Origin of the sequence: Empedobacter sp. UBA5987, from assembly GCF_002429865.1 — a bacterium.
Lineage (GTDB): Bacteria > Bacteroidota > Bacteroidia > Flavobacteriales > Weeksellaceae > Empedobacter > Empedobacter falsenii_B.
On record NZ_DJBB01000064.1, the window covers coordinates 42769 to 55654 of the forward strand.

Consider the following 12886-nt stretch of genomic DNA (forward strand, 5'->3'; position numbering starts at 1 on the left):
ATGTGTTATTGATGTGCAAAAATAATAATTAAAAACCAATCGCTGTTCCGCCTAGTGAAACACTGGTTTTGTTATACTTTGTAGGCGTTTTTTTCTTTTTCACTTTGATTGAAAAAATAACAGGTTCTAATGGTAATTCGTTTTTCGTTTCAACATTACTAATTTTCATGATTTTGTCAAGACCTTTTGTAATTTCTCCAAAAACTGTAAAATCATGATCTAAACGAGGTTGTCCGCCATTTTTTAAATATTCAGCGCGTTGTTCTGCTGTAAATTTGATTCCTTTCTTCGCTTCTAAATTATCTAATTCTTGAGCTGTAATTTTTTTTCCTACAACAAAATAAATTTGATTGTAATAAGAAGCTTTTTCTTTATTTCCATCTCGACCAGCACCTAAAGCTCCCATTTTATGAAAAGCTTTCGGATTAAATTCTGGCGCTAAACGAATCGGTTTTTGCTCTGGATGTTCGGCTTCTCGCGCCAAAATAGGATCATCTAATTCGCCTCCTTGAATGACGAAATCTTTCACAACTCTGTTAAATTGTGCATTTGTATAAGTTCCTTTATTAATCTCACTCAAAATCAAATCGCGATGTTTGGGAGTGAAATCATATAACATTACATCAAATTTTCCGTAATTAGTTTTGAATTTTAAAGTATAGGTTTGCGCAGAAACAAAACTCGAAATTGAAAATCCAATTCCGAGAGCAATATTTTTTAATAATCGATGATTCATTGTAAATTTTCTTGTTCTAAAGATAACAACAAATATAGAAATCTGAATGATTTTAAGCTAAATTCATAATCATAATTAAGCTTCCAACTCCAATAATTACCCACAAAATAATAGCCATTAATAGAGGTTTGTAACCAATATTTTTCATCATTTTAAATGATAAACTTGTTCCGATTAAGAATAATGTAAGCGTAAGTGCAGCTTTTGATAAATCGATAATAATTGGGCTAAATTGATGAACAAAAGGTATATAGGTATTCACACAAATGGCAATTAAAAACAATCCAATAAACCACGGAATATTAATTTTTGATGTGGTGTTTTTGAAAAACAATAAGGTTAAAAACGACAATGGAATAATCCAAAGTGCACGTGCTAATTTTACTGTTGTAGCGACTTGTAAAGCTTCTTCTCCGTATTTATTTGCTGCTCCAACGACTGAACTTGTATCGTGAATGGCGATGGCGCACCACAAACCGAATTCGTGTTGAGATAAGTTGAATAAATGTCCAAGTGGTGGAAAAATCAATAAGGCAATCGAGTTTAAAGTAAAAACAACAGCTAATGCAACCGAAATTTGATTGGGTTTTGCTTTTGTAATTGGCGCGATTGCTGCGATTGCACTTCCTCCGCAAATTGCTGTTCCCGCTGATATTAAGTATCCTGTAGCTTTTTCAATTTTGAAGAGTTTGGTAAATAAAAATCCTAAAATCATTAACGTAGAAATACTTACAACAGTGAATAGAATTCCTTCTTTTCCAGCTTGTATAGCCGAAAAGAGATTCATTCCGAATCCTAAACCTACCACAGCAACTTTCAATAAAGTGCTTGATACTTTTCGTGATTGTACTTCGTATGGATTTCCAAATATTTGAGCAACAGCAAATCCTAAAACTAATGCGATAGGAGAGCTTATAAAAGGCATTAAACATAGAAATGCACATATTAAAAAGATAACTTTTTGTGTAGTGAATTGTTGAAATAAGCCTTTTTCTGAATGTATAATTTTCATGATTTGAATAATTTTATGGTACAAATTTCTTGTACTTATTATTCAAAAAGAAATGATAAAAAGTAATCTATTATTACTTTAAGTTATAACGACTACAGAAATCAATAAATAAATTCACTAATTTAGATTGTTCACCTTCTGGAATGATAAAATTGAAATTACGCTCTATTACAAGGTTTTTAATGTCAATAATAGTTAAAGTTTGATTTTTAAGTTCTTGTAAAATGGATTGAATCGATAAAAACGCTAAAGCATCTGAATGTAGTACATACGATTTTATACTTTCAGTACTTCCCAATTGAATTTCTATATTGAGCTCATTTAGCTTTATATTTTTCGATTTTAAAGCTAAATCAATGGTTTCTAAAGTTCCAGAACCAGGTTCGCGAAAAACTAATGGAATATTCTTTAAATCATCTAATTTGATGTTATTTTTGGTTGAAATTGAATGGTTTTGACGAGAAACTAATACAATTTCGTCTTTCATAAACGGAAAATAATGAAACGTTCTATTTTTGATTTGAGCTTCAATTAATCCAATATCAATTTTTTGATTTGCTAATAAATCTTCAATTTTTTCAGAATTTTGAATCACTAAACTCAACTGAATTTCTGGAAATCTTTTTCGAAATTCTGCCAAAATAGGTGGTAACACATATTGCGCAATTGTAGTGCTCGCACCCAAACGCAAAGTTCCCTTTTGTTTTTCTTGCAATTGTCCAATTTCAAATTCCATTTTTTGATAAACAGAAAAAATTTCCTCTGTATATTTTAATAGAATTTCGCCAGCTTTTGTCAATTTTATTTTCGTTCCATTTCGCTCGAATAACTTAATGTTAAGATTTAATTCGATTTCTTTAATATGTTTCGTAACAGCTGGTTGTGTTATGTTTAATTCGTTTGCTGCTTTCGTGAAATTCAATCGTTTAGCAACCGTATCAAAAACTTTTAATCTAAAATCGAACATAAGAAATTATTGAAATAAACTTAAATTGTATTGCTTTACCAAATCCAAAATCATATGATAACCAGCCGCAGAATTTCCGTGTTTGTCGAGTGCAGGACTGAAAACGCCAATACCAATTTTGTTTGGAACGGAAACGGTAATTCCTCCACCAACGCCAGATTTACTTGGTAAACCAATGGTGCGAGAATATTCGCCACTAAATTCGTACATTCCGGCAGTCAACATTTGTGATTGAATTAATTGTGAGATTTCTGGATTTCTATATGTTGTATCACCGTCAAAACGTGTGCATTGATGCGCAAAGAAATAACCAATTTTAGCTAAATCTTCGGCAGTTGCTTCAATAGAACATTGTTTGAAATAGTTGTTCAACTTTTCTTCATTACCTTCAATTAAGCCATTATTTTTCATCAAATAAAACATTCCACGATTTTTGTGTCCCGTTTCTTTTTCAGAATTATAAACCGATTTACTGTAATCTATCGAATTATTTTTGGTGATGTAACGAACCATTTCAAGGATTTTTTTGAAAGGAATTTCTCCTTCGCCATCAATCATAGAAGTTGTTAAAATCGCACCTGCATTCATCATCGGATTAAGAGGTTTTCCTGTTGTTTCAAGATTTGCGTAATGATTAAATGGTTTATCTGTTCCGAAATAACCCATTTTAGAAAATACATTTTTTTCCCCTTTTTCCGTAACAGCAATCATCAACGCAATGATTTTAGAAATACTTTGAATCGTAAATTTTTGGTTGACATCGCCAATATTTATCACTTTACCATTCTCATTAACCACAGAAAAAGCAATTTTATCGGCTTGCATTTTTCCTAATTCTGGAATATAATCGGCAACTTTTCCTTCTTTGTAAAAAGCTTTATTTTTCTCAAGAATATCGCTTAATGTTTTTTCATTAATCTGTAAACTTTTCGAACTATTTTTTGACGTATTTTGCCCATAAACCGTTTGATTGATTGGATTAAAACACGTTAAGGTAAGACTTAAAAGTAATGTTGAGAATGTATATCGTTTCATTTTATTTGATGTAAAACACAAACTTAAAAAATATTTGGTTGATTCGCCGAGATAAAATAGTTTTATATAAAATGTAGAATCTAAAATTTATATAAAAATGAAATATTTCGTCCTATTGTTATCGAGTTTGTCTTTTGCGCAAACCTATCAAGTGATTAATGAGGAAAATTCGTCTGTTAGTTACCGAGGTTTGGCTTTTCAGGATGCAAAAACGTTTATTGTTTCGGGTTCAAAAAATACAATTGGTAAAACGACAGATGGCGGAAAAACATTTAGTTGGATTAATCCCAAAGTTGTAGAAAATAGAGATTTTAGAGATGTAGAGGTTTTAGGAAAAGATAATTATTTGGCTTTAGGAATTGATTCTCCTGCTTATATTTTGCAATCGAAAGATGGCGGAAAATCGTGGAATAAAGTGTATGAAAATAATGAAAAAGGTATTTTTTTAGATGCAATTTATGTGGATAAAACTTCGAAGAAAATTACTGTTTTAGGCGATCCAATGTCACCAGATAAACCATTTGTATTAACGTCTTCGATTACTGATCCTACAAAATGGGAAGTTGCTAAATCGCTTCACGGTCAACCTTTACGTCTAAAAAATCCGAAAGAAGCTTTTTTTGCGTCAAGTGGAAGTAATTTGTATGTAGATGCGAAGCAAACCTTGATTGCTACAGGTGGAGAGTTATCAAATTTGTACTATTATACGCCAAAAGGTGGACAAATGTACGTATTAGAGAAAACGAAAAGTTCTACTTCTGGAATTAATGGAATGGCTTATGACGCGACAAATAATGTTGGATACTTGGTTGGCGGAGATTTTACAAAACCAGAAGATTCGAGCTATAATTTCTATAAATTTAAGTTGACAAATGGTAAAATTGATTTTCAAGATTCATGGAAATATCCAAAAGGATATAAATCTGGTGTAACAATTATTTCAAAAGATAAAGTCTTGGTTTGTGGTTATTCTGGAGTAGATTATTCTGCAGATGGAGGACATAATTGGACAACTATTACACAAGATAGTTACAATACTTGCACAGTTTCGCCAGATAAAAAATATGTGATTTTGGTGGGAAATAAAGGAAAGATTGGAAAAGTTACGTTGTAAAAGATTTCTAACATTAAAATTAGATTAGAAATTGATTTTCAATTTTATAAATAATCATTTTCTTAGTATATTCGAATAACCTAATACAATTCATAGTAAAGGGTGGTTAGTAGTTTTTTTAGCAAAAGTTCAGATAATTTTATCTGAACTTTTTTCGTTAAAATTATTCTTAAAGTTGAGAATTTATTCTTCTAATGATTTCATAATCTTTAACTTTAATAAAATTCAATCTAAAAAATATTCAAAAATGAAAAGAAGTGCAAAAGCAGTTTGGAATGGTTCGGTTACAGAAGGATCAGGAACATTAACCACACAAAGTACAGTATTAGATAATACACAATATTCGTTCAAAAGTAGATTTGAAGAGGGAGTAGGAACAAACCCAGAAGAACTTTTGGCAGCGGCTCATGCAGGTTGTTTTACAATGAAAACTTCAGGTTTATTGGGAGAAGCGGGATATACAGCAGAAAAATTAGAAACCGATTGTAAAATTGTTTTTGAAGGAGGAAAAGTTGTTCGCTCAGAATTAAGTTTAACTGCAAAAATTCCTTCGATTACAGATGAAGAATTTCAGAAAATAGCAAAAGAAGCAGAAGAAACTTGTCCGATAAGTGTTTCATTTAGCTTCGAAAAAGTATTGGTGTCTGCAGTTTTAGTGGAATAAATTGTTAGAATCAAAATAAAAAATCCAACAAATTACTTGTTGGATTTTTTTGTTATTTCAAAACAGGAATTTCGATATAAGAATCGTGATAAATTCGTTGTGTTTGTTTCAAGAAATCTTTCGCAGTTGCTTCGTAAACATTCATAAATTGTTGCGGATTACGGTCGGCTAAAGGAAACCATGTATTCTGAACTTGAATCATGATACGATGTCCTTTCTTGAAAGTATGTCCAACATCTGGCATAGAATACGTCACGTTTGTTTTCTGATTAGGAACCATTGCTTCGGGTTTTTCAAAACTATTGCGGTATTTTCCTCGCATAATTTCGGCACGAATCAAATTTTGATATCCAGCTATCAATTTTCCATTATATTTTGGTATATCTTCAGGGAAAACATCAATCAATTTTACTACATAATCAGCATCTGTTCCCGTTGACGAAACAAATAAATGATTGATAATTGGACCTGTAATCGTCATATCTTCCGTTAAAATATCGGTTTGATAAACCATAACATCAGGACGAGTTGACGCAAATCGTTGATCGTCGACCATATATTCTCGCGGACGACTTTCTAAAACACCACCTTGATACGGAACTGGATTATTTGGATCTGCTACATATTCATCAAAACTTACATTATTAGTCTGTTGAAAAGATATTTTTCCGTTAGCTTGTAAATACATTTTCTGCGTTGTCACATTCTTTGGAGGCCAAGTATCAAACTGTTTCCATTCGTTAGAACCTGTGATAAAAATTTGCGCTTCTGTTGGTTTGAAATTTCCTTTGTCTTTTAAATAATAATTGAAAAAAGGCAACTCAATTTGTTGTTGATAATATTCACCTGTTGGCGTTCCAAACTGCATATCACCAAATGTATCGGCTTTAGAGCGAACCCAACCACCATGAAACCAAGGTCCAGCTACCAAAATATTTGTTGCATTCGGATTTTGCTTTTCAATTGCTTTATAGGTTTCAAATGCACCATAAACATCCTCTGCATCAAAGAAACCACCAACCGTCATCACAGCAGGTTTCACATTGGTAAGATGCGGTAAAGGATTTCGATCTTGCCAAAATTGATCATAATCAGGATGCGCAAACAAATCATTGTAGAATTTGATATTATCTTGGAAATATTTATCCTTCAATTCCTTTACAGATCCGCCTTCTAAATAAAAACGGTAATTATCTTTGATTGGATATTCTAATGATTTTGGACCTTTATCTGGCGTAATTGGTTGCGGACGTTTCACACCAAATGACGACATAAATTTGAAAGAATCATTCAGAAATAAAACACCATTGTGATGAAAATCATCACCTAAAAACCAATTCGTAACTGGTGCTTGTGGCGAAACAGCTTTTAGCGTTGGATGTGAATTAACCAAACTCATTGTCGAATAAAATCCTGGATAAGAAATTCCATAGATTCCAGCTTTTTGGTTGTAATTTTTCATGTTTTTTGCCAACCATTCCAACGTATCGTAGGTGTCTGTACTTTCGTCTATTGCCTTTTTATTTTTCGTTTTATTAACTGGTCGTACATCTTCAAATTCGCCCTCGCTCATCCATTTTCCTCTCACATCTTGGTAGACGAAAATAAACCCTTCACGCATTTCTGCAGGGAAATTTCCAAGCGATTTTTTATACTCATTTGCTCCGTAAGGCGCAACTGTATAAGGCGTTCGATTAAGTAAAACAGGATATTTTTTGGTTTGATCTTTTGGCGTATAAATAGCTGTAAACAATTTCTTTCCATCTCGCATCGGAATTAATTGTTCAGTCTTTTCATAATACTCTCTAACATAGGCAGAATCTGCTTTTGCATCTTGCGCATAGCTAATCCCACTCATCAAAATAAGACTAAGTAGAGTGGCTTTTTGAGTAAATTTTTTCACGTGTTTATCAATTTTACAATACTATAAATGTAAAAAACTTTTAAATTTTACACTTATAAATCGAATTATTTTCTACAAATGATTTCAATATCGATAAAGTTTTAATTATTTTTTATGAATTCGAAAATTCGAACACTTTTTTTGACTAAATTAGTTAGCCAAAATCAATTGAAATGAAGTTAACTGTAAAAGCAACAATTCAAATTCAGAAATCTAAAAATGAAGTTTTTGATGCGATTGTTAATCCAAATAAAATGAATCAATATTTTATTGCTTCTTCGACGGGTGCTATCGAAACTGGAAAAATTGTTGAATGGAAATTTCCCGAGTTTGATGATATTTTTCCTGTAATGGGAGGCGATTTAAAACAAGATGAATATATTTCTTTTGATTGGAGCGGTGGAGTTGATGATATGTTGGTGGAGATTTTTCTCGAAAAAGGAGAAAATGATTCGACAATTGTTAAAGTCATTGAACATGAAATGAATGATGATGAAGCTGGAATTAAGCAATTGATGGGACAAACAGAAGGTTGGGCGAATTTCTTGGCGTGTCTGAAAGCTTATCTCGAATACGGAATTAATTTGCGCAAAGGTGCTTTTGATTTTATGAAACCTTAAAAATGAACAAAAGACATACGTATGATCACAATCGAAACAATAATAAATGCTCCAATAGATCAAGTTTGGAAAGCTTTTAATTCTCCTGAAGATATTGTAAAATGGAATCAAGCTTCTGATGATTGGCATTGTCCGAAAGCAGAAAATGATTTGCAAGTTGGTGGAAAATTAAAGAGTACGATGGCTGCGAAAGATGGCAGTTTTCAATTCGAATTTGAAGCTAAATATGATGAAATCATTCCAAATAAATTTATTCGTTATTACATTGCAGATGGTCGTAAGGTTGAAATTAATTTTCATGAAGAAAATAATTTAACCAAAATCACAGAAAAATTTGAACCAGAAAGTCAAAATCCTACTGAAATGCAACAACAAGGTTGGCAAGCTATTTTGAATAGTTTCAAAAATTATGTTGAATCAAATCGATAAAAATAGTAGAAGATGGAAGAAAATAAATCGAAAATTGGTCAAATGGTTTGGGCTGATTTAACTGTTGAAAATTCGACTGAATTAAAAGATTTTTACAAAGAAGTGATTGGTTGGGAAGTCAAAAATGTTGCGATGAAAGATGGCGAAGAAGAATACAATGATTATGCAATGATGTCTTCTCCAGAAAATGCGGCTGGTGGAGTTTGTACGAAACGTGGTATGAATAAAGGAATTCCTTCGCAATGGATTATGTACATTAGTGTAGAAAATGTTGCGGAAAGTTTACAAAAAGCGTTGGAAATGGGAGGGAAATCTATTCATGAGATTAAAAATAAAGAAGGAAATCTTCAATTTGCAATTGTAGAAGATCCTGCTGGAGCTGTTTTTGGATTAGCAAATGCTTAAAATATGAAAAAAGTATCGTTTACAGAAGTAATTTATGCGCAGCCTAAACATGTGCATAAAGTAATGATTGCGCCAGATTCGTATAAAATTTGGACGAAATCGTTTAGTGAAACTTCAGATTTTAAAGGAGATTGGTCCGAAGGTTCTCATGTTTATTTCACTTATGATACCGAGAAAGGTTCGGCAGCGATGATTGCTACAATAGATGAAAATATTATTGGAAAATCAATCAAAATGCGTCATATAGGAAAGCTGAATGAAGAAGGTCAAGAAATTTTTGATGGACCAGAAATTGATGCGTGGAAAAATACAGAAGAAACCTATAAAATGGAAGATGTAGAAGGTCACACACGATTAACCTGTTCGGTGGAGATAGATGATCAGGTTTTTCCAGAAACTCAAGTCAGAGAAATGTGGATAAATGCACTGCGCAAACTGAAAGAGATTTGCGAAGATTAATTATGATGACAGATAATTTCACAACTATTGATGAATATATTCTTGGGTTTGATCAAGCTAAACAGGAGATTTTAGAAAACGTAAGAAAAATTATTCATGAAGCTGTACCAAGAGCAATGGAAACGATTAATTATAAAATGCCAACATTTCGTTTGAATGGAAATGTGATTCATTTTGCGATGTTCAAAAATCATGTAGGGATTTATCCTGGAGCAGAAACAATCGAACATTTTCAAAATAATTTAACCGATTATAAAACATCAAAAGGTGCAATACAACTTCCCTTGGATAAAGTTTTACCGAAGAAATTATTGAGAGAAATTGTGTTGTATAAAGTTAGTTTGATGAAAGATCAGAAAGCTGAAGAATGGACGAAATACAATGGTAATTGGGCAGAAGCGAATGAGAAAATTCAACAAGTTGTAAATGAAACGGAACTTGTAAAAGAGTTTAAATGGGGTGGAGATATTTATACGTTTAACAAGAAAAATGTGTTGGCATTTAGTGGTTTCAAAAATCATTTTGCGTTGTGGTTTCACAATGGCGTTTTCTTGAAAGATCAATATAAAGTTTTGGTGAATGCGAATGAAGAAAAAACGAAAGCTTTGCGTCAATGGAGATTTAATTCTGCCGATGAAATTGATGTCGAAAAAGTAAGAGAATATGTCTTAGAAGCGATTCAATTGGTGAAAGACGGAAAGGAAATAAAACCTCAAAAATCTGTACCAAAAGAAGTTGATGGGATTTTGAAAGAAACTCTAAATCAAAACAATAAATTATTTACTTCATTTAAAGCTTTAACTTCAGGAAGACAAAAAGAATACATCGAATATATTGATGAAGCAAAACAAGAGAAAACGAAAATTTCTCGCATCGAAAAAATAAAACCTATGATTTTAGAAGGAAAAGGTTTGAATGATAAATATCGAAAATAATGCAATATGAAGTCGAAAATTTAGAAGAATATTTAACGTCAATTCCTGTAGAAAGAAAAGAAGCTGTTGAGAAATTAATTAAAATTTTGGCAGATAAATTACCCACTGGTTTCGAGTTGCAGTTGAGCTATGGTCATCTTGGGTTTGTTGTACCGTTTTCACTTTATCCGAATGGTTATCATTGCGATCCGAAATCACCGTTGCCGTTTATCAATATTGCTTCTCAAAAGAATTTCATTGCGTTATATCACATGGGAATTTATATGGACAATAAATTGCTGAATTGGTTTGTTGATGAATATCCAAAATACTCAAAACGTAAATTAGATATGGGAAAAAGTTGTATTCGTTTCAAAAAAGTAGAGGATATTCCGTTTGAATTAATCGGAGAATTAGCGCAAAAAATTACGCCACAACAATGGATAGAAAATTATGAAAAAGTACTACTTAATCGAAAAAAATAAATCATGTCACAAATCGATAAATTTTTAAAAAAATTAGAAAAAAATAATAACCGCGAATGGTTTACAGAACATAAAGTTGAATTTGATACAGCGAAAGCTGAAGCAGATTCAATTTTCAATGCGATTTATCAACAATTAAGTAAAAAGGAAGAATTAGAACCGCTTAAAATTTATAGAATTTATAGAGATGTTCGTTTTTCTCATGATAAAACTCCTTATAAAACTCATTTTTCTGCGCAAACAGGTCGCAAAAAGCCACTTAATAGAGGTGGGTATTATTTCCATATTCAACCGAATCATAATTTTATAGGTGTTGGTTTTTGGGGACCAGAGCGCGATGATTTGCTTCGTATTAGAAAAGATATTGAAGTTTCGGATGAATTAGCGAAGATTCTTCAATCCAAAACAATTATGAATGAGTTTGGAGAAATGCAAGGAGATGAAGTGAAATCTGCGCCAAAAGGTTTTTCGAAAGATCATGAGCGAATTGAATTGTTGCGTAAAAAGCAATATTTATTTATCAAGAATTTCACGGATGAAGAAGTTTTAGCAAAAGATTTTCCGCAGAAAGTGGCGAAATCAATTCAGGTTCTTCAACCATTTTTGAATTATATGACAGAGGTTTTAACAACCGATGAAAATGGTCAACCATTATATTAAAAAAATAATCACAAAAAAACACTATATTATGGCTAAAGTACACGCTTACTTAAATTTTAACGGAGATTGCGAAAAGGCATTTCAGTTTTATGAAACTGTTTTTGAAACGCAAAATATTGGGATGTATAAAATGGGTGATATGCCGCCAAGTCCAGAATTTCAGATTCCAGAAAGTGCAAAGGATAAAGTTTCGCATGTGGCATTGTTTATTAATGAAACAACAATGTTAATGGGTTCTGATGTTGTCGAAGAATTTGGACAAAAATATCAAGCAGGAAATAACAATTACATTATGCTTGATGTCGATAATCCTGCAGAAGCGCATCAATTATATGATCGTCTTTCGGTGAATGCAAAATCATTAGAAATGCCTTTGGCAGAACAGTTTTTTGCTGAACTTTATGCGTCTTTTATCGATCAATTTGGAACACCTTGGATGATTCATTTTGAAGGGAATAAAGCGAATTCGATGTAAAATAAAATATTGTACTATTACCACAGATTTAATAACGAAATTGAACCTTAATAAAATAAATATGAAAGATTATCGAATTCATTTTTACAGTCAAATTTTGGTGAAATCTTATTTATATCCATGAAATATAGCTTTTTACTTTTAATAATTATTTTTACTTCGTGCAATTCGTATAATGTAAATCGCCTCGAAAAAAATGTTTCTTTAAATGAAAATAATACTGTTCAACTTAATTTAGAGGAACAAAAAAATTATGTCATTATAAAGAATGATTTTCCAGAGGGTTCAGATAAACTTCATGAAAAAATTGACCAATCTGTAAAAGGATTATTTAATGATGAAAATACGATTGTTAATTCATTAGAGTTTTATGATAAATACTATAAGTCGGATGAATTTATGAATTTTATAAATCATGATACTTATTATGATTATGCATTTATTGTAGAGTTAAAAGTAGAACCGTATATTCAAGAGGCTCAGTATCTAAGTCTTAGTAAAGCGAAATTACCAGAAGAAGGTAAAAGTAGATATAGTATTGCTTTGCAAGTTCTTAATTTAAAAAATAGAGAGTTATTATTTTCTCAGCAAAGAAATTTTGAGTTAAATAATACAACATTAACTAAATCTCCAGAATTTATTACGTCTTATGAGGAAAATTATTTTATTAATAATTTTTCAGATATTTTTAGAAATATAATAAATTATTAAAACCGAGTTTAGCTCGGTTTTATTTTGCGCTACATTTTGCGTGATGATATACAGGAAAATTGCATGAATTCGCAATAAAACACAATTCGTTTGCCTTTTTGTGAAGTGAAAGCGCCAACTCGATTTGTGATGAATCAGAAATAATAATTTCAGGAAATAAATCTACTTTTAAAATCTTTCCGCTTCCGTCAGGATTGACTTGCAGTGTAGCTTCTGAATGATCTTGGTAAGAAATTACATCAATTTTATGTGCTTTTTGCCCAACACTAAATATGGCAATTTTTCATATCTTGTAGT

Annotated in this window: 16 protein-coding genes and 1 pseudogene; 11 read left to right on the plus strand and 6 right to left on the minus strand. The window is 31.5% G+C overall.

The features are described 5' to 3' along the window. Positions 1–28: 28 nt before the first annotated feature. The 4 genes from B3J26_RS11500 to glsA form a co-directional block, all read right to left on the minus strand. Positions 29–736 (minus strand): peptidylprolyl isomerase, encoded by a 708-nt coding sequence (locus B3J26_RS11500; protein ID WP_291074635.1) that lies wholly within the window; start codon positions 734–736, stop codon positions 29–31. A gap of 52 nt (positions 737–788) precedes the next feature. Next, entirely contained in the window at positions 789–1661 is an 873-nt protein-coding gene (locus B3J26_RS11505) for a YeiH family protein (protein WP_291074636.1), read from the minus strand. Positions 1662–1821: 160 nt separating this feature from the next. Continuing rightward, entirely contained in the window at positions 1822–2715 is an 894-nt protein-coding gene (locus B3J26_RS11510) for a LysR family transcriptional regulator (protein WP_291074637.1), read from the minus strand. A 6-nt stretch (positions 2716–2721) separates the two neighbouring features. Further along, the gene (gene glsA / locus B3J26_RS11515) at positions 2722–3750 is read right to left on the minus strand and encodes a glutaminase A (RefSeq protein ID WP_125350068.1); all 1029 of its coding nucleotides are present in this window, start codon (positions 3748–3750) and stop codon (positions 2722–2724) included. 97 nt (positions 3751–3847) lie between these two features. Between glsA and B3J26_RS11520 the strand changes: the two genes are divergently transcribed. Both B3J26_RS11520 and B3J26_RS11525 read left to right on the plus strand, forming a co-directional pair. Further along, positions 3848–4864 (plus strand): YCF48-related protein, encoded by a 1017-nt coding sequence (locus B3J26_RS11520; protein WP_291074638.1) that lies wholly within the window; start codon positions 3848–3850, stop codon positions 4862–4864. A 247-nt stretch (positions 4865–5111) separates the two neighbouring features. Beyond that, positions 5112–5528: an OsmC family peroxiredoxin gene (locus B3J26_RS11525; protein ID WP_125350069.1), complete on the plus strand. Its 417-nt coding sequence runs from the start codon at positions 5112–5114 to the stop codon at positions 5526–5528. A gap of 52 nt (positions 5529–5580) precedes the next feature. Here B3J26_RS11525 and B3J26_RS11530 read toward each other — a convergent pair whose 3' ends face one another. Next, positions 5581–7431 (minus strand): CocE/NonD family hydrolase, encoded by a 1851-nt coding sequence (locus B3J26_RS11530; protein WP_280048926.1) that lies wholly within the window; start codon positions 7429–7431, stop codon positions 5581–5583. A 173-nt stretch (positions 7432–7604) separates the two neighbouring features. Here B3J26_RS11530 and B3J26_RS11535 point away from each other — a divergent pair, with 173 nt between their 5' ends. From B3J26_RS11535 to B3J26_RS11575, 9 genes are all read left to right on the plus strand, one after another. After that, positions 7605–8051 (plus strand): SRPBCC domain-containing protein, encoded by a 447-nt coding sequence (locus B3J26_RS11535; protein WP_038330618.1) that lies wholly within the window; start codon positions 7605–7607, stop codon positions 8049–8051. A gap of 21 nt (positions 8052–8072) precedes the next feature. Continuing rightward, positions 8073–8480, plus strand: a complete 408-nt coding sequence (locus B3J26_RS11540; RefSeq protein WP_125350071.1) for an SRPBCC family protein — start codon at positions 8073–8075, stop codon at positions 8478–8480. A 12-nt stretch (positions 8481–8492) separates the two neighbouring features. After that, complete coding sequence (locus B3J26_RS11545; RefSeq protein ID WP_125350072.1) at positions 8493–8885, plus strand: VOC family protein; 393 nt, start codon at positions 8493–8495, stop codon at positions 8883–8885. Between the two features lie 3 nt (positions 8886–8888). Beyond that, positions 8889–9344 carry an SRPBCC domain-containing protein gene (locus B3J26_RS11550; protein ID WP_125350073.1) on the plus strand — a complete coding sequence of 152 codons (456 nt, stop codon included), beginning with the start codon at positions 8889–8891 and terminating at the stop codon, positions 9342–9344. Then, entirely contained in the window at positions 9299–10279 is a 981-nt protein-coding gene (locus tag B3J26_RS11555) for a DUF1801 domain-containing protein (RefSeq protein ID WP_291074639.1), read from the plus strand. Before B3J26_RS11550 ends, B3J26_RS11555 begins: the two co-directional genes overlap by 46 nt. Further along, positions 10279–10743 (plus strand): DUF1801 domain-containing protein, encoded by a 465-nt coding sequence (locus tag B3J26_RS11560; RefSeq protein ID WP_291074640.1) that lies wholly within the window; start codon positions 10279–10281, stop codon positions 10741–10743. Before B3J26_RS11555 ends, B3J26_RS11560 begins: the two co-directional genes overlap by 1 nt. A gap of 3 nt (positions 10744–10746) precedes the next feature. Beyond that, positions 10747–11403 carry a DUF2461 domain-containing protein gene (locus B3J26_RS11565; RefSeq protein ID WP_291074641.1) on the plus strand — a complete coding sequence of 219 codons (657 nt, stop codon included), beginning with the start codon at positions 10747–10749 and terminating at the stop codon, positions 11401–11403. Between the two features lie 28 nt (positions 11404–11431). Next, positions 11432–11878: a VOC family protein gene (locus tag B3J26_RS11570; RefSeq protein WP_115002045.1), complete on the plus strand. Its 447-nt coding sequence runs from the start codon at positions 11432–11434 to the stop codon at positions 11876–11878. A gap of 120 nt (positions 11879–11998) precedes the next feature. Further along, on the plus strand, positions 11999–12589 hold the full coding sequence (locus B3J26_RS11575; protein ID WP_038330634.1) for a hypothetical protein: 591 nt from the start codon (positions 11999–12001) through the stop codon (positions 12587–12589). Positions 12590–12608: 19 nt separating this feature from the next. Here B3J26_RS11575 and B3J26_RS14915 read toward each other — a convergent pair. Continuing rightward, positions 12609–12839, minus strand: a pseudogene (locus tag B3J26_RS14915) (OsmC family protein); the annotation flags it as partial. Between the last annotated feature and the right edge of the window lie 47 nt (positions 12840–12886).